12 protein-coding genes are annotated in these 26,114 nt (G+C 50.6%); 10 read left to right on the top strand and 2 right to left on the bottom strand.

From position 1 onward, the window contains the following. Positions 1-29 precede the first annotated feature (29 nt). From FGI41_RS02960 to FGI41_RS02920, 9 genes are all read left to right on the top strand, one after another. On the top strand, positions 30-3,782 hold the full coding sequence (locus FGI41_RS02960) for an eCIS core domain-containing protein (RefSeq protein WP_139488474.1): 3,753 nt from the start codon (positions 30-32) through the stop codon (positions 3,780-3,782). A gap of 61 nt (positions 3,783-3,843) precedes the next feature. Beyond that, positions 3,844-5,700, top strand: coding sequence for an eCIS core domain-containing protein (locus FGI41_RS02955; protein WP_139488473.1), 1,857 nt, complete (start codon positions 3,844-3,846; stop codon positions 5,698-5,700). 226 nt (positions 5,701-5,926) lie between these two features. Beyond that, positions 5,927-7,297, top strand: coding sequence for an MATE family efflux transporter (locus FGI41_RS02950; RefSeq protein WP_176560138.1), 1,371 nt, complete (start codon positions 5,927-5,929; stop codon positions 7,295-7,297). 235 nt (positions 7,298-7,532) lie between these two features. Beyond that, the gene (locus tag FGI41_RS02945; RefSeq protein WP_139488471.1) at positions 7,533-8,807 is read left to right on the top strand and encodes an aminotransferase class III-fold pyridoxal phosphate-dependent enzyme; all 1,275 of its coding nucleotides are present in this window, start codon (positions 7,533-7,535) and stop codon (positions 8,805-8,807) included. 114 nt (positions 8,808-8,921) lie between these two features. After that, entirely contained in the window at positions 8,922-9,971 is a 1,050-nt protein-coding gene (locus FGI41_RS02940) for a potassium channel family protein (protein ID WP_176560099.1), read from the top strand. 309 nt (positions 9,972-10,280) lie between these two features. Continuing rightward, entirely contained in the window at positions 10,281-13,400 is a 3,120-nt protein-coding gene (locus tag FGI41_RS02935; protein WP_139488469.1) for an efflux RND transporter permease subunit, read from the top strand. 24 nt (positions 13,401-13,424) lie between these two features. Beyond that, on the top strand, positions 13,425-14,768 hold the full coding sequence (locus tag FGI41_RS02930; protein ID WP_139488468.1) for an efflux RND transporter periplasmic adaptor subunit: 1,344 nt from the start codon (positions 13,425-13,427) through the stop codon (positions 14,766-14,768). A gap of 40 nt (positions 14,769-14,808) precedes the next feature. Beyond that, positions 14,809-15,579, top strand: coding sequence for a thioesterase II family protein (locus tag FGI41_RS02925; RefSeq protein WP_139488467.1), 771 nt, complete (start codon positions 14,809-14,811; stop codon positions 15,577-15,579). A 17-nt stretch (positions 15,580-15,596) separates the two neighbouring features. Further along, positions 15,597-17,138 (top strand): aldo/keto reductase, encoded by a 1,542-nt coding sequence (locus tag FGI41_RS02920; protein WP_139488466.1) that lies wholly within the window; start codon positions 15,597-15,599, stop codon positions 17,136-17,138. Between the two features lie 117 nt (positions 17,139-17,255). Here the strand turns inward: FGI41_RS02920 and FGI41_RS02915 are convergent, their stop codons facing one another. After that, positions 17,256-18,023 (bottom strand): ABC transporter permease, encoded by a 768-nt coding sequence (locus FGI41_RS02915; protein WP_139488465.1) that lies wholly within the window; start codon positions 18,021-18,023, stop codon positions 17,256-17,258. Further along, the gene (locus tag FGI41_RS02910; protein ID WP_255298295.1) at positions 18,024-18,962 is read right to left on the bottom strand and encodes an ABC transporter ATP-binding protein; all 939 of its coding nucleotides are present in this window, start codon (positions 18,960-18,962) and stop codon (positions 18,024-18,026) included. A gap of 286 nt (positions 18,963-19,248) precedes the next feature. Between FGI41_RS02910 and FGI41_RS02905 the strand changes: the two genes are divergently transcribed. Next, the gene (locus FGI41_RS02905; protein WP_139488463.1) at positions 19,249-26,082 is read left to right on the top strand and encodes a non-ribosomal peptide synthetase; all 6,834 of its coding nucleotides are present in this window, start codon (positions 19,249-19,251) and stop codon (positions 26,080-26,082) included. Positions 26,083-26,114: the final 32 nt, after the last annotated feature.

The raw sequence follows: 26,114 nt of genomic DNA, 5'->3' as shown, positions 1-26,114 counted from the left end.
ATCTTATATCAAAAAGGAGGAGGATTCGCATGGGAGACGAGCATCAGACGCATCCAGACCACCATAACAAACCTTCCACTTCCAAGCCGCTTACGAAGCTGACGGAACAGGGGCAGGAGTCTCAGCAGGGTGTGTCCGGCTATGGAATCAAGCAGTTTTTTCAAGATCCTGCTAAGGCCCCTTCGTCTGTGATCCCGTATATGCAGAAGACGCTCGGCAACCGTGCCCTCGTGCAGATGATGCGGAATGGGGAGAGGGGGAAAGGCAACAGCGATGGTAAGATCATGGGAAGCAGCAACGAACACAGCAATGAAAACGGCAACCAATACGGAAGCCGAGACTCGTCCACCAGCCCCAATGCGAACGCGAACGGTCTGCCCCCTGTACTCCAAGCCCAGATGGAGCAATCTTTTCAAACCGATTTTTCCGATGTTGCCATAACCCCCAACTCTTCGGCTGCGGTTGGGATGGGGGCGCTGGCTTTTGCTCAGGGGAACCAGATTCATTTTGCTCCCGGTCAGTTCAATCCCGGTACGGTGCAGGGGAAATCTCTGATCGGACATGAGCTGGCCCACGTCGTCCAGCAGCGGCGAGGACGGGTTGCACCGACGCATAGGCTGGGAAAAGCCAGCGATCAATTGATCAACGCAGACCCCCACCTCGAACGCGAGGCTGACGAATGGGGCGCACGGGCGGCCAGAGGGGAGCAGGTCATCGCATCAGCAGGAGCAGCTCCCTCCACATCCTCAGCCGGATCAGATAAGACACCGATTCTCCAAGGCAAATTCAGCACATTCACCAACACGATCCGTCTCAGACGAACTACCCCAAGCCCCAACGCCAACGCTAGCAGCCCCAGTCCCAACGCCAGTTCCAGCCCCAGCACCTCAGACGTCTCCCCCGCAAGCTTGAAGGTCAGACAGATCAAGCTCCCCCACCACCTGCGGCCCCCCACTCAATTCGGCGAAAAACAACAAGCCCACTCCATCTCATGGACCTTGCTTACCCAATCCTATGAAAAGGTCAAAGATCTTCAGCTCGATACGTTCATCCGCGAGTACCTCATCACCGATTGGCAGTCTTTGCAAAAGCAGACCGCATACTCCAAGCCCAATGTCGGGAAAGAAATGCTCCAGCATTACCTAGGCCAGAACCAGATCACTGAATCGACACTGAATGAGCAGACAGACCCTTTGTCCTGGCACCACAAAATCCAAGCTTCCATCTCCAACATGTTCTGCGCCCTGCAAGCCGCGCCGCTCTCCACCCATACCGGATTCACCCAGATCAAGGGCGACAACGGTCAATTCGGCGTCCAAGAGTCCAAACCATCCGGGCACGGTGAAGCCGACACCAACCGCGTGCTCAAAAAGATCGAGGAGCATTTGCTCAACAATAACTCCGATACGATCCCCAATGCAGTCAACGACGGTTTCAGCCAAGATCTAAATGACCTGACCGCTGTAGAGAAGCTGGGCAACCAGGTGCTTGGTTTTAACGCAATCCGCCAACTGGAAAAAAAGGCATTTGCGAAAAAGCCGCAGGTCGACAACTTGAATAACCAGCCGATCAAACTGGACAACAGCTATAACGGACTGGAAAAGTTCAAGCAATTTGATCTTGCGCTCATGGGTGAGGGACAGTTCGATCTGCTGGAGAAGTTAGATTTTGATCTACAGGTACTTGGAGCGGACACGGATACGTTTGACCAGTTGGAAATCGATGCTCTGCTTGAGTGTGAAAACGATCTGAGCCATCCAGATTTGCGGAAAGTGAAGCATCATGCTCAGTATATATCCAGTACAGTCGGGCGATGGAAAGGCTCCAAGTATCAAGATGTCAAAGAAGCGAAAGATAAGACCAAAAAGCTGTGGAAACAGGTTAAAAATCTCGGTCAAGTGAAGCGATTTCGCAGAAAGCTTGAAGAATTATTGAAAGAGTACGAAGGTGTCAATGACATAAACCCAATCAAGAACGAGGCAGATTTTCTTGCAAATGAGCTTCGAAATGTCAGAGATGTACTTCCGGATATTGACAACCTCGATCGGCTTAAAAAAGACCTGAAAACCAACGACAGCAGCTTGAAAACGGATTCGGCAGTGGGCCAGAAAATCCAAAGCGATATTACGAAAAAAAGCGGATTGATCCATCTCTATGAAGCGAAGCTTGACTTGGAAAACCGCGCATTTATCAAGCTGGGTCTAAAAGCATTCAGCGAAATGGATAACTCGTCACCAATCCAGATGAACCTGAGAAAAGACAAACTGCCAAACGATGAAACCAAATATGTAGTGATCCGCTTCATCGCTCACTATGCCAAAAAATACTGGGACCCCGGCATCGAGATGACAGGCGGCATCAGTAATCCAGCCCAGTTGGCTATCCTGCGGGAAGAGTATATCAAAGCATTCTGCCGCACCTATCCTACGATTTGGGAGCAGTATGGGGAAGATGTGTTGAAAACATTTATGGAGGAATGGCAGCTCCCCCAAGACAATTCAGCCACAGTGAACTCTAGCAGCAGTTCGTCGATGCAGACCGATCCCGTTCCCAGTCTCAATCAGGATTTCCAAGCCTTGCTTGAATTAGAAGCCGTACAGCCTAACGGGGGCGCCGTCTATCAAGCTGCTGATTATATGATCGAATCACTCAAGCTCTCTGATGACCGACCGCCGACCAAGGCGAAAAAAGGGCAAAAATCACACACCATCGCGTGGACACTGATGCTCCATGCACTGCGCAACATGGCGGCGGGCAAGAGCCTGAAGCAGTTCCTCGAGGCGATGTATGTCAAATGGCTGTTGCTTTCTTATCAAGACTGGTCAGAAGAGCCATCCGAGATCAACGACTATCTGGACAATATCAAGCAGGCGCTGAATAACGGAGCAAAAACGGATCTGACTTGGCAGAATTTTGTTCAAGAGATGATCTCCCAATATGTCATCATCTATCAAGCATCACCGCTTGCCACCTACAACGATGGGGAAGCCCGTGGGCACGGGGAAGCAGATGCGATGAAGCATTTACGGGACAATGAAGCCAAGTCGGCTGGCGAGCGTGATATTGCAGAACTTATCCACGCTAGTGCGGCTACTCTCTTAGATATCAAGTGGACTCCCTTTACGAAGTATAGTCTGGAGACGAAGAAGAAGTATATGTCCATGATCTATTACGAGTGGGAGGAAAGCATCCGCGAAGGCTTCCCACAGATCTGGGAGGATCAGAAGGATCAGTTGAGAGGGATTTCCAATGAGATTGAACTTCCGGTAAAAGCGCAGGTGCAGCAAGCGGAAGAAAAAGAGGATGTGGAAGAGGAAGAAATCGAGGACAAGACCGTGATGATGGAAGAATCAGAAGAAGAAAAAGAAGAAAAAGAAGAAGCCGATGTGGAGATGGCGGCGTCCACCAGCACGACTTCCGGCTTTGGCAAGCCAAGCAGGCTGGAGAAAAAACGAACCCTCAGAGAACAGAAGAAGAGAAAACGAGAGTCCGGCACTTATCTAAAAAAACCAGACATGACGGAAGCGATGGAAGCAATTCGGACACATATGATCAAGATCAAGGAATCAGTGAGCAGCAGCAAGTTCGATGAGGCTGACTTGCACAAGCAATCGTGGAAGCCAGATCCTGATCACTCAGATGAGGATGAGGAGGATGGCAAGCGGAAACAACAGCCACTACCCAGCACGCTAATCAAAAAAGTCAAGCCAACTCCATCCGAAACACAACAGGTAACAACCCCAACCCAACAGGAGACTGTCCATACCGAGATGACTGATTAGGGGAGATTACATGTCAAAAGATTCTGCTTTTCAAAAAAAGTCCTCCAGTGAGAGCCTTCCCATGACCAAGCATGACGTCGAGAGCAGCAGCCAAGCTTCAGCTGCAAGCGGATTGACCCAGCGCGCCTTGGCTTCTTCACCGGAACAGATGACGCCCCAGATGGTCATGCAGATGCAGAAAACCATCGGGAACAAGGCTACGGCCCAATTGATGAAGTCCCAGCCACCATCCAGTCTGCCCCCGACTGCAGCCAACAAGATGCCGCTTTACGTGCAGTCGAAGATGGAGGGGGTCTTCGGGCACAATTTTGCCGATGTCAACATCCACCGCCACTCCGGAAGAGCAGGAGAACTCGGGGCACTTGCGTATACCCAAGGCAATGACATCCACTTCGCTCCCGGTCAATACAACCCCGACAGCCCCGCCGGTCAAAGCCTGCTTGGGCACGAGCTCGCACATGTCATCCAACAGCGCCAAGGACGCGTGAAGCCGACGCTGGAGCATAAAGGCCTGCCGATTAATGACAACCCGGCCCTGGAGCAAGAGGCCGACCAGATGGGGGCAAAGGCGGCGTCGATCAGCGAACCACCAGAGTCTCCAATCCAACAAAAGAGAGCATCCACAGCCTCGCCACAGGCAGTAACCACCACACCCGTGATCCAGCGAATGCTCGGATACAAAGTCACCCCCAACACTGAAACGGAATCAACCAAACAATTAGGAACCTCTCTGGAGGAGAAGGGTGACATCGTCAAGTGGATTCCTGTGACCAAAGGCGACATGATCAAACTCAAAAAAAAGAAGGGGGAAACCATCTACTGGGTGTCCAATGTGGGTGACGACGGAATCACTCTGACGAAGTATAACGCTGAGGATGAAGGAACACCGAAGATCGAGATTCCCCCAAACGAGGTGAGGAACGGGTACTGTTTCGACAACAAAGCCATCGTCAATGCTGCCCATGAGAACTTTAGGCCGAATCTTTCATCTGTGGGAGAGACAAGGGTTCTTGACTTTGAAATGAATAAGTGGGAGAAGCAACTGAAAACAGAACAAAAGCCCGCACCAAGTTCCGAAGAACAAAATCAGAAACGGTCTGATCTCAAAACAAGATTTGATCAATTACGAAACAGTGCCTGGGAGGAGAACTATAAACGAAGCTTGACGGTCGTCACTGGCAACGCCGAACAAAGCCATGCGATCAACAACTTGACCATTTTTCATCTCACCATCAATCAGAACAACAAAGCAGAGACTCATATCACCATCAATACGGATATTCTGAAAATGTATCTGAATTCCAGGCAGTATAACATGAAAGATTTCAAGGATAACTTACGGTTTTTACAAGCGGTCAACTATCAGGCGTACCGAGAAGCTGGTTCAAGTACGGCTAATCTCTTGAAGATCAATGGGAGTGACCATTGGGATCAATTTCATGATCACTACATAACGAAGGAGGGGGGCTTAGACAAAGTATACGGCTGGGTCAATCAAGACTACAGTGCAGGAGCCAATGACGAAATTGCCAAGGAATTTAAAACAAGGCTTAACGCAGATCATCTCATGCCTCTCGGATATAGTAATTCCAGTAACATTCACTTCCGAATCAAACCCGAACGGTATGATCAACTGGCTACAGGTGCCAAGAAAAGTGCGAAGTATCAAGTAGACGCAAGCTTTAAGTTTGAGCAGGCGGTCAACGAGATCAGAGAGGGGCTGAATCAGGCCGTGCCCGGTCTAGGAACAACGATTGTCACCGCCAGTCTGGCACAGCTAGCAACACAACTGACAGATCCTAAAGTCCCATCCGAAGACTACAACGATTATTACATGGTAACAGGTGACCTCGGTTTCTACAGGGAAATCGCCGAGATGGTAAAAGCCCTCGGCGCGAATTCCCAAATGCTTCCGTAACAAATGAGTGCTTGCGTAAAAGAGATGTCCTCGTCAACATCTCTTTTCGTGCTCATCCCAATCCATACCTATTTTAGAGATGAATGTACAAAAAGGACTTGAAGAAAAACAAACAAGAGTGTAATATGTTTAAAAATAAACCAAACGATATTAATTTGTGTTTATGTGAAAAGGAGAAATGATCAAAGTGGAGTCGTCACAGCAGTTCAAACAAGAAGAGAAGCAGATGCAGGGGATGGCAGCAGCTGAAAAACCGGTCTGGCGGATGATGCTTGTCTTCCTGATCCCCCTCATTCTCAGTAATGCCCTGCAATCGATTGGTCAATTTGTCGGAAGCGTAGTGGTAGGACGGTGGATCGGGGTAGACGCATTGGCTGCCATTTCGTCCTTTTTCCCGTTGTTCTTTCTCTTGATCTCCTTCACCATCGGGGTGGGATCGGGCAGTTCGATCCTGATCGGTCAGGCCCACGGTGCACAGAATCAAGAACGTGTCAAAGCGATTGTCGGTACGACCCTGACCTTTACGTTTATTCTCGGAGTCGTGCTGTCGTTGATTGGCGGTATTTTTACGTGGGATATTATGAGGCTGATTGGAACACCTGATAATATCCTTGAGGTAAGTGTTCATTATGCACGTATCCTGTTCTGGGCGATGCCGATCCTGTTTTTATACATTGCCTATACGACGTTCATGCGGGGGATCGGTGACTCGAAGACACCGTTTTACTCTCTGATCGTCAGCACGACGCTGAATATCGCGTTGCTGCCTGTGTTGATTTTTGGCTGGCTGGGTCTCCCGGAATTAGGGGTGAACGGCTCTGCTTATGCCAACGTGATCTCTACCGTCGTGACCTTCATCCTTACACTGGTTTATCTGCACAAAACGAATCATCCGCTCAAGTTCGACGCCACTGTCCGCAAGAACCTGCGGATGGATTGGGATCTCTTGAAGCTGTTGCTTCGTCTGGCGATTCCGGCGAGTATCAACATGATTCTCAGCTCGCTGGCGGGGATTGCTGTCATCACCTTTGTCAATGTGTACGGCTCTGATGCAACCGCAGCCTATGGGGCGGTCAATCAGGTCGTGAGCTATGTAGCGATGCCGGCTATGAGCTTAGGCATTGCGGTCTCTGTCTTTGCCGCACAGTCGATTGGGGCCAAGCGCTTTGACCGGCTCAAGCAGGTGGTCCGGGCAGGTGTGGTGCTTAACTATGTGATCAGTGGTGTATTGATTACCCTGGTCTATGTGTTCGCCCGGCAGATCCTTTCCCTATTCCTGACGAATCACGTGACCCTAGATACCGCATTGGAGCTGCTGCATATTGCCCTGTGGAGCTACATGATCTTTGGGCATTCGATGATCATCGGCGCTACCATGCGGGCCAGTGGAACCGTGCTGTGGCCGACGGTGTTCAGCGTTCTGTCGATCTGGGTGGTGGAGGTCCCTGTGGCCTATTATCTGTCCAGCTTCACGGATCTGGGTCTAAAAGGGATCTGGTTTGGATATCCCGCCGCTTTCATCGCCAACCTGATCATGCAATATGCCTACTACCGCTTGTCCTGGCAGAAGAAGAAAATCACGCGTCTCATTGAATAAGGACTGTCGCATCGTCTCGTCGGGCAGTCCCAAGGAACAGCAAGCGAAACAGCCGATAAGTCCCTCGTACAGAGCGGGCCTGTCGGCTGTTTTTGGTAAATTCGTAACAAAATTAACTTGTATTTTTTACTATAAATTAATAGTATAGGATTTAAGATATATATGATAAACATACATATGCCATTTTACCTTATTTAACCATTCCTAACCTAACTGATAAAAAGGAAGGATCACAATGAGAAACATAACCACTTCTCTGTCCGATCAGGCAGATTCCAATGCCCCGCCACGGCCCAGTCCGTTCCCCGACCTGATCCCAAGTGGAAAAGCGGCCAAACCGACGATGGAGCGTGAATACCTCAACTTCGCTGCGGGGACAGGAGCGCTCAATTACGGACAGAGCAACCCATTCATCCAAAAAGAAATCATGGCCTACCTCATGAAAAACGGAATCGGTCACGGCCGGGATCTCTACACGGTGGCCAAGGATGAGTTCCTCCACACCTTTCATACATCCATCCTGCAAGCCAAAAGCCTGGACTACCAAGTGATGATCTGCGGGCCAACCGGAAGCAGTGCTGTAGAAGATGCGCTAGGAATATCCAGAAAAATCAAAAAACGTGACGGGATTTTTGCTTTCACCGGCGGATTTCACGGGCTGTCACAGGGGAGTCTGGCTGTCACGGCTCATCGCGAGCGTAGGCAGGCGGCAGGGGGACAGCCTGCGAATGTGACGTTCATGCCGTATCCGACCGATTTTCCGTGGGATACGATCGCGTATATGGAGCAGATGCTCGGCGACGTATATTCAGGCGTGGACAAGCCTGCTGCAGTGATTGTCGAGACGATCCAGACAGAGGGCGGAATCCATCTCGCACCTGCCGAGTGGCTGTGGCGGCTGCGTGAGCTGTGTGACCGGCACGATATCCTGTTGATCTGTGACGATTCCTATGTGGGCTGTGGGCGTACGGGTGCTTTTTTCTCGTTTGAGGAGGCGGCGATCGTGCCGGATATGGTGGTGCTGTCTCATTCGATCGGCGGGTATGGGCAGCCGATGTCGCTTTTGCTGGTCAAATCAGAGCTGGATGTCTCACAGGCCGTCCAACCGGGCGCGATCTACCGGGCTCACCATCTCGCATTCGCCGGGGCGATCGCGGCGCTCAAATATCGGGATGAACTGGAACTCGACACAGAGGTCAAGGCCAAGGGCCAGTTCGTCTCCCGATATCTGACAGAGTGGATCGCCCCTCTGCACCCCTGCATCCAAGTCCGTGGCAAGGGACTGATCTGGGGCATTGATCTGTCGCGCTTTGGGGAGGATGCCGGGCCGCTCGCCCAATCGATCACGGCCCGCTGTAATGAGCTGGGCTTGGTGATTGTCTGTGTGGGACGCAAGTATACGGTGATCAAGCTGATGCCACGGCTGACGATTGGCTTCGACCAGCTGGAAAAAGGCTGTGACATCCTGCGTACCGCCATCATGGAGTGCATCGGTGAACAAAGCTGTTGATCCAGCATTACTTTGCCAGATTCCACATGCAAACTGGAAAATGGGGGAAATCTAATCGTACCTGATGATCAGGCCAACAGGCTAAGTCACATGTGCGGGGGGAGTCCCATGTGGATGATGTTCACGAGATTTCTGTACTATCTGATCAAGCTGCGGGGTAGGATTTTCATCCCGTTTGTCCTGTTCTATGTCTTGAGCGCCAGCTACATCGCATATTGGTTGGAACCGCAGACCTTCGAATCCTACTTAACCTCGATCTATTGGGTACTGACTACCCTTGCTACCGTCGGCTTTGGTGATTATTCCCCTGTGACAGATGCAGGCAAGGCATTTACGATTGGCCTCTACATCACCGGGATCGGACTTGTCAGCGTGTTTATCGGGAAAGTGATTGATTCAGTATCCCACATTGAAAAACGGAGGGTGGGCGGACAGATGAAATATACCGGAACAAACCATATCATCATGATCGGCTGGGGGGAGAAGACGAGGCTGGCGGTGGAGGAAATCATCAAGTCGGATAAGACGACCGAAATCGTGATCATTGATCAGCTGGAAAAATCTCCGATCGACGAGGAACGCCTTTTCTATGTCCGGGGTGACGCGACAGATGAGGCGACCTTACTCCGGGCCAACCTGCCAAAAGCCAAAGGGGTCATCGTGTTTGCCGATGAATTGACCCAGGAGCGCTATGCGATGAAGGACCCTCTGCTAGTCGACGGCAAAACCCTGCTGATTGCCACCGCGATCACATCCATCGAAGAAAAAATGAAGACCCCGATCCATGTCACCGTCGAGGTCATCAATCAAGAGCATATCCGGCTGTTCAAGCATGTCAAGGTGGATGAATTCATCCCGACCCAAGAGATGATCTCACATGCCGCCGTCCGCTCGATCTATTCCCACGGAGTGACCCGGATGTACTCGGAGCTGATGAGCAGACAGTTTGAGGAAGGGATGTATGAGGTGGCGAAAAAACGGGAGTGGATCACCTACCGGGATGCCTTCATCGACCTGCTGGATCAAGGCGCCACACTCGTAGCCGACAGGGGAGACCTGCATATCAATCATAAGCTGAATGATCCGATTCCCGATGATGCCCAACTGTATGTCATCTGCAACAAAGAGACGTATTCCCAGATTACGTCCAATCCATTGCATTAAAGCAGGGGGCAACAGCATAGAGTCGTACTCGTGTGTAAATCCTGATGAGCCGGGTTTACACTTTTTATTTACCCTACAGCACAGCTGGTCACAACAGTAACAGTTCGTTCGTTTTTTACAAAAAGCTGTTTCCTTTACCATTCATCTAAAACAAAAGTGAGAGCATCAAAAATATGGTTTATATTTACTTGAAAAACATATAAGTGTAAGCTAAAATTAATTATAATTGACATATAATAGAGATTAATATAAAAAAGTGAGCTATTAGTTTCAACTATTAAAAATACATAGTAGTGTAGGTGATGATTTTTGCGAAGGATCACAGATTTCTCATTGAAAAACTCCATGGCTGTCATTATTATCTCAATCTTACTTGTATTCGGAGGCATCGTGGCAACCCTATCCCTCAAGATAGAGAATATGCCCGATGTCTCCTTTCCTGTTCTGATTGTGAACACAGCCTACCCCAACTCAGCCACCAGTGATGTCGTTGATGATATCACCAAGCCCTTGGAGAGAGAATTGGCACAGGTCTCCGACGTGAAAGCCATCGAGTCGTTTTCCAGTGATAACAGCTCCTCTCTGATGCTGTATCTGGAGGCAGGAGTCGACCTGCAGGAAAAACGCGATGAGGTAGAGCGTCTGGCAGGCAATGTCTCCTTGCCGTCTACCGCCAACAGACCCAAAGTCACGATTCAGGGCTTCAGCAATCAGCCTGTCTATTATCTGTTTGTCTCACCGAAGAATCCACTCGCTGATGTGGACAAGTTCAACTACGATCTGAATGAAACCATCATCAAAGATATCAAAGAAATCGAAGGAATCGAAAAAGTAAGTACCGTCGGGGGAGAGACCAAACAGGTCAAAATCCTGCCGAAGATGGACGAGATGCAATATTACGGCATTTCTCCATTGCAGTTGAAGCAACAGCTGATCGATAACCATGTGGCCGTGCCTGTCGGGATTCTCTCGGAAAATGGAGAGGAGCAGATCGTGCGCGTGGTCAGCCGGTATACCGACCTGGAGAAGATCAAGGATACCAAGATCTTTTTGCAGGGTGAATCCGGCAGTGGCCTCTCTTACATAAGACTGGGTGATCTGGCCGAGATCCAATTCGACCATGAAGCCAATTCCATCAGCCGTTTCAATGAAAGAACAGGTGTCACCATCAACATCTATAAGACCAAAGAGGCCAACTCCGTTGAGACGGGTGATCTGATCAACGAAAAGATCGCCGAGCTGCAAAAGCAGTATCCGGATCTTCAGTTTGACACGATCTATGATACCTCGATTGACATCAAAAGCTCGATCAACGGTATGGTCAAGGAAGGTCTGCTCGGTGCCGTGATGGCTTCGCTGATCATCTGGCTGTTTTTGCGCCATCTGAGTGCCACCCTGATCGTCCTGATCTCCATTCCGATGTCGATTCTGGTCAGCTTAATTTTTATGTCGTGGATGGATATCACGCTCAATATTATCACCCTGTTTGGGATGGCCGTGGCTGTCGGACGGGTCGTGGATGACAGTATCGTTGTCATCGAGAATATCTTCCGCCATCTGCAGCTCAATCAAGAGCGCAAAGAAGGCACGATTCTCGCTGCCACCTCTGAGATGATCCATGCCATTACGTCCTCGACATTGACCACCATCGCCGTGTTTCTTCCTATCATATTTGTCGGTGGGATGATCGGAGAGATCTTCCAGCCATTCGCCTTGACGGTCGTCTGCTCCCTGATCGCCTCCCTGATCGTGGCTGTGACCATCGTCCCACTCATGGCCAAACTGACGATTCTCAAAAACAAGACGATCAAAGAATATGAACCAGGAAAAATCACACTGCTCTATAAGCGTGTGCTGGAGTGGTCCCTGCAGCGCAAACCGGTAGCTGCCCTGCTTGCTTTTGTCCTGTTCATCGGCAGTATGATTTTGATTCCGTATGTGAAGACAGGGATGCTGCCTGATTCTCAGGTGAAGTATATTTTTGCCCAATTGGAGATGCCGACGGGTACGCCGCTTACTACGATGAACGATACCGTAACCAGAATGGAGCAGGAGCTCGGTAAAGAAGCGGGCGTGGAGTACATCCAAAGCAACATCGGGTCGGAAAACCAAGCCGATATCAAGTACACCAACCAATCGATGACCCTGATCCGTCTGCATAATGATGTGGACGTCGATGCTACCCTGAAGAAGTTTGAAGAGAGCCTAAAACCATTGATGCCGCTCGGGACGAAGCTTACGTTGTCCAAACCGAGCAGCAGCTCCAACAATCAATTCACGGTGGTCCTGTACGCCTCCGATTTTGACAAGCTGGAGCAGGCCAGCGAGACCATCAAGGATAAGCTGAAGCAAAGCCCGTTGCTCGCCAATGTGCGTGACAACGTGAACGATATCAAAAATCAGGTGCTGGTACAGGTCGACCGTGACAAGGCTGCCGAATGGGGCATCACCCCGGTACAGATTGCCGCAGAGGTGAACCTGCTTGTCTCTGATATGAGAATCGGCAAGATCAACATGGGTGAACAAGATTATGACCTGCTCTACGGAATCAGTGGTGACAAATCCCATTCACTGGAAGAGCTGCACAATATCTATATCCAGACCCCGAGCGGTCAAGCCGTTCGACTCACCGATCTGGCCGTCATCGACCAAGAAAAGGTACAAGCCCAGGTGATGAGAAAAGACGAACAGCAATTCATCAAAATCACAGCCGATATCACCAGCGACAACAAAGGGGGAGCGAGCAGCTTCGTTTTTGCGACACTTCAAGCTGTCGAGCTGCCAGATGGAGTAACCCTGTCCACCGAAGGGGTATCGTCTGATATTCAAGAAAGCTTCCAGGATATGATGCTGGCGATTGCGGCTGCGATCTTCATCGTCTACCTCGTGATGCTGATTACGTTCGGCAATGCGACATCACCGCTTGCCATCCTGCTTTCCCTGCCGCTTGCGGCTATCGGGGGAATCGTGGCGATTTTCGTGACGGATTCGGTGCTTGATGTGACCGCTCTGATTGGCTTCCTGATGCTGGTCGGGATCGTCGTGACCAATGCGATCGTCTATGTGGATAACATCCAGCAACGCCGCAGTGAAGGAGCAGAGATGCGGGAGGCCGTGATTCAGGCAGGGATTACCCGTCTGCGCCCGATCATGATGACCGCGATTGCCACAGTCGGTGCCCTGATTCCATTGAGCCTTGGACTGTCAGGCGGCTCCTTGATGACCAAGAGCTTGGCGGTGGTCGTCATCGGCGGGATCACGACGTCTACCCTGCTGACCCTGATCATTGTGCCGGTCGGCTATGAGCTGCTTTATAAGATCAAGAAAGAGTTTTTCACGTCTGATCATGAACAGGAAACCGAGCAGGTGGGAGAAGACGGTTTTATCGATGTACTCAAATCCTTACGCGAAAACAAAAAGTCAGTGTAATGCTGATGAGGGGGAGGGCCTGGTATGAAATTTCCAACATTATTGAATAAAGGATTGGCCGTTCTGGTCTGCGCCACTGTCGTGACAGGGTGCTCGGAAGCGGCCGTGAATCCAAGCAACAATCAACAGAAAGAAGAGAAGTCCTCAAGCTCCGAAGCTACCATCGTGACCGCCGAAAATGCGATTGACGTCAAGGTAGCCCAGGTCAAAACAGGGGTATTAAGCGACTCCGAAAAGCTGCTGGGTGAAGTGTTTCCCAATACCAACATCAGTCTCTATGCCAAAGTCCCCGGCACCATCGCCACGCTCTTGGTGAAAAAGGGAGATACTGTCAAAAAAGGACAAGTCATCGCCCAGCTGGATCAGGCAGAGACCCTGCTCTCCGTCCAGCAGGCAGAGGCCCAGCTAAGCGTAGCGCAAGCCAACATCGAATCATCCAGCCGGGTCAACCAGAGCCAAAGTCTTGGCACCTCTGCTGAACTGGCGAGACAGCAGGTGCAGATCGCCGAAGAAAATTATCAAAATATCGTGAACTCCACCAAGCATCTGAGCAGTCTGGCCAAGGATACATACGACCGTGCGCAGGCGATGTATAACCAGCAAGCCATCTCCAAGGGTGAGCTGGATTCGGCCCGTACCATCTACCTGCAATCACTGGCCCAGTATGAGACACAGCGGGAACAGGCAGAGACAGCCCTGATTCAAGCGAAGACCCAATACCAGCAAGCCAGCAAAAACTCACGCGTGACCCAAGCGACTCTCAAACAAGCCCAAGTGGAACTGAGCAAAGCCAAAAATGCCCTGAGCAACACGCTGATCAAATCAACGGTAGACGGGATCATCACCGACATCAGCGTAGAGGAGGGCGATACCGTCCACTCGCAGAAGGCAATCGCTACGGTGATCAATCTCTCTCCGGCGATTGTCAAGATTAACGTGACCGAGCAGATGCTCTCCAAGTTCCAGACAGGTGCGGAGCTGGATATCTATATCGCTTCCAAAGGCAAAAAGATCAAAGGAAAAGTGAAATACATCGGGCTAAGCTCCTCCGAGCAATCCAAGCTGTTCCCTGTTGAGCTGGAAGTGCCCAATCCAAAAGGAGAACTGTTGGCTGGTCTCAAAGCCGAGGTTCAGATCAACGGCGGCGAAGAGGGGATTCTGATCCCGACCGAAGCGATTCTTGATCAAGCTGGCAAGAGTGTCGTATTCGTCGTACAAGGGGAGCGTGTCGTGCAGAAGGAGATTACCATCCAGTCCAAAGGAACCTCCCAAGCTCTCGTCCAATCCGGTGTATCTGCCGGTGACCAAGTCGTCATCACAGGCCAGTCCCAGCTCAAGGATAAAGCCAAAATCCGTATTGTACCGTAAATGTAACCACACGAAATCCAACTGCACGGGGTGAACAACGATGAGAACGACTGAAACGGAAAAAAACAGCTGGATGCCCTTTTCCAACATCCAGCCTGATACGAAGCTGATTCTCTTTTGCTTCCATTACGCCGGAGGGAATGCAGGCATGTACAAAGATTGGCTAAAGCAGCTGCCCGCACAGGTGGCGGTCTGCCCGATCCAGCTGCCGGGCCGAAGCACGCGTTTTCACGAGCCTCCGTACCATGAGCTGCATGCGCTGATTCCAGATATCGCAGAGGCGATCCGACCACTCTTAGATCGACCGTTTGTCTTCATGGGACATAGCATGGGAGCTTTGATCAGCTTCGAGCTGGCGAGATATGTGAGGAAGCTATATGCATTAGAGCCGGTACATCTGCTTATGGCCGGTTTTCATGCGCCGCATATGCCAGACCCGGGTCCGATCATCCATCATCTGCCTGACCCTGAGTTTATGGCCGAATTGACCAAGCTCAATGGAACTCCCAAGGAGCTGATCGAACACGCCGAGCTGATGGAGCTGATGCTGCCGATGCTCAAGGCTGATTTTACCCTCGCCGAACAATATGTGTATCAGCAGGGAGAGCCGTTCACCTGCCCGATCACCGCTTTTGGCGGATGGCAGGACCCCGATATCAGTGTCAAAGAGATTCAGGGGTGGAAGGAACAGACCACAGGAGCCTTCCGTGCCTATATGCTCGAAGGTGATCACTTCTTCATCCATAGCCAAGAAAAAGACGTGCTGCGAATCATCCGCGCAATCTTGGAGGATTTGCTCCGAAAATATTGATCAATCAGGAGGTACATATGATCACAGGTATCGCTACACAGGAGGGAACGCTTCGTCTGGCACAGGCGAACCCGCTCCAAACCTATAATCAGCTGGGAAGCTTTGGCGTCTGGATCAGCCAAGTCGGTTATGGTGCGTACCGGATCGAGGAGTCCGATGAACGCCATCACCAGTCACTTTGCAAGTCTATCCTCGAAGGCATCAATCTGATCGACACCAGCGCCATGTATACCAACGGCAGCTCGGAAAAAGTGATCGGCAACGTACTGTCTGCGCTGATCAGCGAAGAGAAGATCGCGCGCGAGCAGGTAGTCGTAATCTCCAAAGCGGGGATTGTCCAAGGGGAGGACTACCAGCTCTCCATCGCAAAAGGAGGCGAGGAGGCACCCTATCCGGATTGGATCTCCACTCCGAATGGCTTTAGTCTCTGTATCCATCCTGAATATCTTGAGGATCAACTGACGAGAAGCCTGGAGCGTCTCCAGCTGTCTACGCTTGACGGCTATTTGCTGCACAATCCCGAATATTATCTGATGTGGGCCAAAATGAACAAGGTAGACGAACAGGAAGCTTCACAAGAGTTCCTCCGTCGCATGGAGCTGGCCTTCCGTCATCTGGAGCAGGAAGTAGAGCGCGGCCGCATCCAGTGCTATGGTGTCAGCTCCAACACCTTCCCGATCAAGTCAACCGAGTACGAATTCACCCCACTGGAAAAGTTGTGGGAGATCGCGGAGTCTATTTCGCCGAACCACCATTTCAAAATCGTTCAATTTCCGTTCAACCTGATTGAAACAGGGGCATTTCTGGAGAAAAACCAGACAGACAACCGAGGCGTCCTACAGTTTACCCAAGAGAAACAGCTGGGTGTCATCACCAATCGTTCCTTTGACGTCATCCAACGTGAAAAAGCGTTCCGCCTCACCGAGGTCAAGTGGGACCCTGCCCAGCAGCTGGATGACAAGAAGGCCAACCAGCTCGTCATGGCAAGCATCGAGGAAGTGGAAGAGGCAGAGGACGTCTTTATCGAAGAGCTGCTGCCTGCCCTCGAACTAGCAGAAGAGGAACAGAAGAAGATCAGACAAAAGGTGACCACGGGTATCCTCATCCGTAAATACTGGAAAAAACTGTACTCCAGCTTCAATGTTAAAACCACGGAGACCAGCTTTTTCCTTCCAGCCGTCGATGAGCTGGAGAATCTCTTAGCGGAGCTGGGCAAACTGGATGCACCTGTCCAGGCATGGATCTCTTTCTATCGGGCTACAGTCGTCCAGACGATTGAGGCGATGAACTTCTACTACATGCCAAAAGACTATCAGCGTGTACAGGAGATCAAGCAACAGGTGGCCCAGCTTGACCCTGCATGGGGTGCCGCAGAGACACTGAGTCAGCTTGCTGTACGCATTCTCAGAGCCACTCCAGAGGTCCACTGTGCCCTTGTAGGGATGAGAAGGGAGAATTATGTCGAAGACGTCTTAGCCGAGCTGAGAAAGCCGCTGGACCTCTCTATGAGCGAGACAGAGTGGCAGAAGCTGACAGACCGTCTCCAGCAGGTCATCTAGAGCCAATAACCATCACATACACACAACAAAAAAGCTGGTATCTCAATCGAGTAAGCTTCGACGAGATACCAGCTTTTTTTTGTTTCGATCATACTACCACAAGTGAATGGGAGCGGATTAGGCTTTCCAATTGCTGATGATGTTTTCGCGGCTGAACAGCTTGACACTCACTTGGAAGGTGACAATAGCGATGACAGAACAGACCAGCACGATCGCCATATAGACCAATGGATTGGACATCATGGACAAGAAGATCACTTGGCTGATCGCCATACCGAGGATCGGCAGGACGATGATGATCCCGAACTGTTGAGCAGCAGAGATGTTGCTCACACGGGAGGAGACGATGACACTCAGCGTAACCGCAATCAGAGAGAGCAGGGGAGCGAGTACCACCATCGATGCGATGAACGTGACAGGGAAGAATAGGGCAGCATCAGCATAGCTGGTGAAGATGAACACCAGGAAGATTGCCTGGATCACCCATGTCACGACGACGGACGGGATGGAGAACGCCAGGATTTTTCCGAGCAAAAACTGTTTGGTAGAGATCGGGGTGACGAGGACCGTCTCCAGAGAGCCTGTCATTTTCTCGGTGATAATACTGCTGGTCGCCAGTGTCAGCGGCAGCATCGCCGGAACGATCAAGAAGACCAGGAAGTAGAATCGGCCGATCACGATAGGACCTTGGGAATCGAGGACATTGAGCATCGGGTTCATCAGCTTGACCGTATTGAGGATGAATTCAAGCTGAGCGTTCTGAGCTGAGCTGGTGGTCAGAATGGCCAGTCCCAGAATAATGAGCGGGGCCAACAAGTTGGTGACCAGCAGTGATTTAGAAGCGAAGACTTCTTTCCATTCACGCTTAATGACATGTGTAGGCATCTATTTTCCCTCCTGTACTTTTTGTAAAAGGGATAGATATGAATCTTCCAGTGACACCGATAGTTTTTCTATGTACGTAACAGGGATATCTGCACTTACAAGCTGCTTGAGCAACAACTGATTCGAGGTATCCGGATTGTCGATTTTGATCTGGAAACGATTGTCCACACGTTGGTGGGAGAGAACCTCCGGCATCTGTGCAAGGATACGCTCTGCCTGATCATGGTGGGAGGCAAGCTCCAGCTCGACATTATAGACAGACCATTCTTCCCTGAATTGCTGCGGGGTAGTCAGACTGATGACATGTTTTCGGATGATCGCAAATTCGTTGCACAGCTCGTCAATTTCAGAGAGAACATGGGAACAGAAAATAATCGTTTTCCCGTTGGCTGCCCAGTTGCGGATCATGTCTTTGAGCTTGCGGATGCTCACAGGGTCCAAGTTAGCGGTTACCTCGTCGAAGAAGAGAACGTCAGGATCATGCAGCAGGGCACTGATAATCGACACCTTTTGCTTCATCCCTTTCGACAGGCTGCTGGCATGGGCATCGCGTTTTTCCCACAGGTCAAACTGACGGAGCAGCTCTTCGATGCGGGCCGAGCGCTTCGGTTCAGGGATATCATGGCATGCCGCAATAAAATCGAGGTTATCCCAGACTGACAATTTATCATAAATGCCTGGGGATTCCGTGACACAGCCGATCAGTCTGCGGATATCGTCTTTGTTGGTGCTGATTTTTTTGCCGAGGATGGTAATCTCACCTGATGTAGGCTCGATCAGGCAGGACATGATACGCATCGTCGTAGTTTTACCGGCACCATTGGGACCAAGCAGTCCAAAAACGGAACCTTTCGGAATGGATAGTGAAATGTTGTTTAGTACGTGATTGTCTCCAAAAGATTTACATAGATTCTCAATTTGGATGACAGTTTCCATCATAACGACCTCCTTTTTTCCTTTGTTGCTAAATAATATCGTAACCCGCTTGTCCTATCGTAACAGAAAACACCTCCCTTAAAGACCCTTTTTTCAAAAAAACTAACAAAATTAATAGATGATTATCTTTACTTTCTATTTTTTGCTAAGTATATTAATGTTATTGATATTTCGGATATGGGAAATATGTTTACGTTCAGGAAACAATATTAATTATATATATATCTAGATTTTTTTGTCAAATTAACTAGGGTTATGTCAAAAAAATTGTCAATAGGTGGGGGTCCTTTTGAAGATTTTGTTTTTGTCGACTTTTCTCGACAGGAATAATGCTGTTGTCCAGTATTTAGAGTCTTTGAATTATCGTGTCGACATTTGCAGGGACAAGCTGCAGGCTACGTCAGAAGAGCTGCTCGATGTCGATTACATTGTCAGCTATGCCTATGGCTACATCCTGGGCAGCGATATCGTGTCCCAGTTTAAGGGCCGCATCATCAACCTGCATCCATCCATGCTCCCGTGGAATAAAGGGCGTGACCCGGTATTTTGGAGCGTCTGGGATGAAACACCAAAAGGCGTCACCATCCATCTGATCGATGAATCGGTAGACACCGGGGAGATTTTGGTACAGGAATCGATTTCTTTTGCAGATGATGAGACATTGCTTGACTGCTATCAAAAAGCAAACGAAGCGATCGAACAGCTGTTTATCCGGGAATGGGAAAACATCATCTCAGGTGTGATACAACCGGCGAAGCAGGAATCAGGTGGAAGCTTTCACTACTCAAGAGACAGAGACTTCTATCAAAATCTGAATCTTACGACCGTCAAGGATCTGTTGCGCTTAAAACAAATTGTCCAGGAATCGACCGATAAAGACTACCCAAGAGAGAAGACCATCCATCGGCTGATTGAAGAACAGGCAGAGCGGACCCCTGACGCGACGGCTGTTGTCTATCAAGATCAAAGCCTTACATACTCACAACTGAATGAAAAAGCAAACAGACTGGCTCATCATCTGCGTGCAAAAGGGATCGGGCAGGGAAAAATCGCAGCGATCATGGTGGACCGCTCACAGGATGTCATCGTCGGCATTCTGGCGATCTTAAAAGCTGGAGGAGCCTACGTACCGATTGACTCTGAATATCCGCAAGAGAGGATCAGCTATATTCTGGGGGATTGTGGTGCGACTGTGCTGCTGACACAGACTCCGCTGATCAATCAGGCTCCCTTCTCAGGTGAGATCATCGACATGTGGGAAGAGAGCAGCTATTCCGAATCGATCGAGAATCCTGCACCTGTCACTACGCGGGATGACCTGGCGTACGTGATCTATACCTCTGGCTCCACAGGGCTTGCCAAAGGGGTCATGATCAAGCATCACAATCTGGTGAACTTCAGCTGCTGGCATGCGGATTATTTTGACGTGACAGAAGCGGACCGTACAGGTGTGTATTCGAGCTTTAGCTTTGATGGGTTCTTGTGGGACGTGTTCCCGTATCTGATCGCGGGGGCTTGCCTCTACATCATCCCGACTGAGATGAGATATGACTTGGAGGCGCTGAATCAATACTTCGAGGAGAACGGAATCACGATCAACTTTTTCCCGACAGCGGTATGTGAACAGTTCCTGCTGCTCCAAAATAACAGCCTGCGGGTAGTGATCGCAGGTGGGGATGCGCTCAAGGGCTGGAACGAACACAGCAGCTATCGTCTGTACAACGGGTATGGGCCTACGGAATGTACGATCGGGACCACGACCTATCATGTAGATCGTTCGTATGTGAACACACCGATTGGAAAACCGATTGATAATGCACGGGTACTGATCTTGGATGAGAAACTGGCGATTCAGCCGGTCGGCGTGGAAGGAGAGCTGTTCATCTTAGGTGAGGGGGTCGGATATGGTTATGTCAATCGTCCTGAACTGACGAATGAGAAGTTCATCACCAACCCGTATACAGGAGAGAGAATGTATCGGACAGGCGATATTGCGCGCTGGCTGCCTGACGGGAATGTCGAGTACTTGGGACGCATCGACAATCTGGTCAAAATCCGTGGATATCGGATCGAGCCGGGAGAAGTGGAGTCATTCCTGATCCAGCATCCGAAGGTGAAGCTCGGTGCGGTCGGGGTGAAGGAGGATGAGAACAAGCATAAGTATCTGGTCGGCTATTATGTGACAGATGAAGAGTTGTCGCCATCTGAGCTGAGGGTGGAACTGGCTGAGGGGCTGCCGGACTATATGATGCCACGTTTCTTTATCCAGTTGGACGAGCTGCCGCTGACTCCCAACGGAAAAGTGGATCGCCGGGCATTGCCGGACGTGGATGCAGGGCTGCTTGCCCAACAGGCTCAAGAATACATCGCTCCGACAGATGAGCTGGAAGAGAAGATTGCAGCGATCTGGAGCGCGGTACTGGGTGTTGCCCAGATAAGTGTGACGGACAGCTTTTTGGAGTGCGGCGGTGATTCGATCAAGGTGATTCAGTTGATTCATCAAATGCGTGCCAACGGTTTTGAACTCACCTACGAACAATTATTTACATACCCTTCCATTCGCAAGCTCAAACCTGTTCTTCAGCAACAAGTTACTCAAAATGTGCGGCCAATTACAAAAGCCCTGGAACAATCCAGTTATGAGGTCTCTTCGGTAGAGCGGCGCATGTATGCCATCCAGCTGCAAGACCCTGAATCGATTGCCTATAATGTCACGTTCCAAGTGGAGCTGACGTCTGAGCTGACTCCAGAGGCGCTGGAAGCCGCGTTGCAGCAGATCGTTGCCAGACATGAAGGCTTCCGCAGTACATATCACCTGGCAGATGGCCGTGTGGTCAAGAAAATCAATACACACAGCGACTTTACCCTGATGAGGGAGCAGACCACCACCATCGGCGTACCGGCGATTCTGCAGAAACTAGTGCAACCGTTTGATCTGGCTGAGGGGCCACTGCTGCGGGCCTGCCTGATCACCACCGAACATCAATCCATCCTGTGGATCGATTCTCACCATATCGTGCTGGATGGCCTGTCCAAATCGATCTTTCTGCGTGAATTGCAGGAGCTGCTCGATCAAAAAGAACTGGCTCCAATCGATTTGACCTATACCGATTTTGTCTACTGGCAGCAGGAATGGGAGCAGAGCGACGATTATCAAAACCAACTGACCTACTGGCAGAACCGACTGCAGGATGAGCTTCCTGTCACCGCACTGCCGACGAAAAAGAGGCCGTTGGAGATGACCTATGACGGAGCGGTGAAGACACTGATCCTGCCTGCCGAGGTCACGAAAAAAATCAAAGATCTGGCGGCTTCCCACGATGTGACCCTGTACATGATGCTCCTGACGATGGTTTCGACCTGGCTGTCCAAGTACAGCAGAGATGAAAGTCAGGTAGTGGTCGGGACGGTCATGGATGGACGTCAGCATCCTGATATTTTTCCGGTCATCGGAATGTTCGTCAACACCCTGCCGATGCTGGTCACAGTCGATGACGAAGGGGACTTATCCACAAACCTGCAGCAGGTCAAGAGAATCGTCCTGCAAGCCTTGCAGAATCAATATGTTCCGTTTGAAAAAATCGTCGAGGTCTCATCGGCCCGACGCGAGAACAACCGCCATCCGCTGTTCGACGTGATGTTTATCCTGCAAAATACGCCGGGCTATGGCTTGGAAGACCGTCAGCAGCATATCAACAACGGCATCAGCAAGTTCGACCTGACACTGGAGGCCGAAGAGAAGCATAACGAGCTGCACATCATGTGGGAATACAATACCAACCTGTTCAGCGAAGAGATGCTGATCCAGCTGATGAAGCAGTTCCATCATATCTTGAAGCAGATGATCAGCGGTACAGGTCAACCGGTTAAGGAATTGCGCCTGATCACAGACGGACAGCAAGATGAGCTGTTCCAGCTGGTCAACGATACAGCACGCGCGTATCCGACAGACCGCACTGTCCAGCAGATTTTTGAATCACTGGCAGAGACGACACCAGATAGGATCGCACTCGTCTGCGACAACCAGACCGTCACCTACCGTGAGCTCAACGAGAGAGCGAACCAATTGGCCCACACGCTGCGCGAATTCGGTGTACAACCAGAAGACTTGGTATCCATCTTGGTAGAGCGCTCGGTAGAGATGCTGGTCGGGATTTTCGGGATTCTCAAAGCAGGAGCGGCTTATCTGCCGATTGACCCGGAAAATCCGGAGGACCGCATCGCCTATATCGTCCAAGACTCCCAGAGCAAATGCCTGCTCACGCAGAACCGTCACATGGCAAAAGTGAAGGTCACCGTACCTGTCTTCGATCTCAACGACAGCCGTACCTATGCAGAAGAGACAAGTAATCTGCCAACGGTCAATCAGCTGAATCACCTCGCCTATGTGATCTATACATCCGGCTCTACCGGCAAGCCAAAAGGGGTCATGATCGAGCACGCCTCCTTGATGAACATCTTGCATGCACTGCAGGAAGAATATCCTTTCTTGCCAGATGACGCGTATCTGCTGAAAACCACCTATACCTTTGACGTATCGGTCGCCGAAATCTTCGGTTGGGTGATGGGACATGGCAGACTGGTCATTTTGGAGCCGGGTGCTGAGAAGAATCCGATGCAGATCTGGCAGACGATTGTGGAGCATCAAGTGACCCACACGAATTTTGTCCCGTCGATGCTGTCTCCGTTCGTCGATTATGTGGAGCGGCCCGAGCGAAGCCGCCTGCGCTATATTTTTGCAGCCGGAGAAGCGATCCCTGCTGATCTGGTGCAGAACGTCTATCAGGTGCTGCCAGATGTCAAGCTGGAAAATATCTATGGCCCGACAGAGTCGACGATCTATGCCACCAAATATGCGTTGCCAAAAGGTCTGGTCGAGCATCCAGTGCCAATCGGCAAGCCGTTAGCCAATATCCAGATGTACATCCTGAGCAAAGAGGATCAGATGCTGCCGATTGGGGTTTTGGGTGAACTCTGTATCGCCGGGACCAGCTTGGCACGAGGCTATCTCAATAACCAAGCACTGACCGATGAAAAATTCGTTCCTCACCCATTTGAACCGGGCAAAAAGCTTTACAGAACCGGAGACCTCGCCAGATTCCGTGAAGACGGCGAGATCGAGTACCTTGGCCGGATCGATCATCAGGTCAAAATCCGTGGATACCGGATCGAGCTCGATGAGATCCGCAACCAGCTCATTCAAGAAGATTCGATCCGGGATGCGGTCGTCATGGCCCGTACGGATCAGAACGGTCAAGCTTATCTCTGTGGATATCTGTTGTCAGACCGGGAGTGGACAGTGGGAGAATTACGGGAGCTTCTGCGCAAAGAGCTTCCAGATTATATGATTCCTGCCCATTTCGTACAGATGGAGCAGTTCCCGTTAACGTCCAGCGGCAAAATCGACCGCAAAGCACTCCCTGAACCAAACGACAGTGTGCAACGTGGTGTCGAATATTTCGCTCCGCGAACCAAAACAGAGGAACAGGTAGCCCAGATCTGGGCAGATGTATTGGGCCTAGAGAAGGTCGGGATTCTGGATAATTTCTTTGAACTCGGCGGAGATTCGATCAAGGGACTCCAGATCATGTCACGCCTGCACAAGCTGCACCTGCAGATGCTTGTCAAGGATCTGTTCAAATACCCGACGATCAGTCAGCTGGTTCCACACCTCGTATCCAGCCAATTGACGATAGATCAACAGGCTGTGACTGGGGAAGTCCTGCTGACACCGATCCAGCGATACTTTTTCGACCGTGTGAAGACAGATGCTCACCATTGGAACCAAGCGATGATGATCTACCGCAAAGAAGGCTTCGATCTGACGCTTGTGAAGCAGACGATGGAGAAGATCGTGGAGCATCATGATGCACTGCGGATGGTTTATCGAGTCAATGAGAACGAAGTCGTGCAGATCAACCGCGGATTGAAAGAAGGCGAATTGTACTCGTGCCAGGTTTATGATCTCACCCATAGCGATATATTGGATGCAGCACGACAGATCGAGGAAGAAGCGACCCGTGTACAAGCTGGTATCTCTCTAGACGAAGGGCCGCTGGTCAAGGTTGCACTTTTCCAGACCCAAGATGGAGATCATCTCCTCATCGCGATTCACCACCTTGTCGTAGACGGTGTGTCCTGGCGCATTCTGTTTGAAGATTTCGGTACGGGCTACCAGCAGGCTGCGGAAGGCAAGCCGATTCTTTTCCAAGAGAAGACTCATTCCTTCCAGACATGGGCCCAAGAGCTGCAACAATACGCCAACAGCAAAAAAATGCAGCAAGAGCTCGACTACTGGAAGAACATCGAGGCGATCCCGACCGAGCCGCTCCCGACAGATCAGACGGCTGCCTCCAATCTGGAGAAGGATACCCGAACAGCTACCGTGCAGCTCACGGCAGAGGAGACACAAAACCTGTTGCGTCACGCTCATCAGGCTTACCAGACCGAGATCAATGACCTCTTGCTGGTCGCGCTTGGTCTAACGTTCAAGGAGTGGACAGGGAGCTCCACAGTCAAGGTGTTCATGGAGGGTCATGGACGGGAAGATGTGATCAAAGGAATCTCCATCGCCCGCACGATCGGCTGGTTCACCTCTCTGTTCCCGGTAGCACTGGATATGGCAAGCGGACAGCCGCTGTCTGATCAGATCAAACAGGTCAAAGAGACGATTCGCGCGATTCCGCATAAAGGGATTGGTTACTCGATTCTGAAGTATCTGAGCTCTCAGGAATGGACAGGGGATTTTGCCGGACAACCGAAGCCTGAGATCGTGTTTAACTATCTGGGACAATTCGATACAGACCTGAATACAGAGCTGTTCAGCCGATCAGAGTTATCCACAGGAGCAGTGTTTGGCTCCAACTGCGAACGGATGCATAAGCTGGACATGTATGCTATGACCGTGGGCGGACAGCTTACCATCCATGTCAACTACAACAGCCACGAATATGCCGAGCAGACGATGAACCAATTGCTCAACCGATTTGCCGCACATCTGGCAGCGGTCACCGCACATTGCATGGGAAAAGAGAGCGCCGAACTGACCCCAAGCGATATGTCGGACAAAGAACTGACCATGGAAGAAATGGACGATATTTTTGATCTCATTGGAGATTTGTAATCTGCTGTAATGAATGGATAGGAGGAGAGCTT

This window comes from Brevibacillus dissolubilis (genome assembly GCF_006170445.1).
Taxonomy (GTDB): Bacteria; Bacillota; Bacilli; order Brevibacillales; family Brevibacillaceae; genus Brevibacillus_B; species Brevibacillus_B dissolubilis.
Note: the sequence above shows the minus strand (reverse complement) of the source record. Positions and strands in the feature narration are given on the sequence as shown.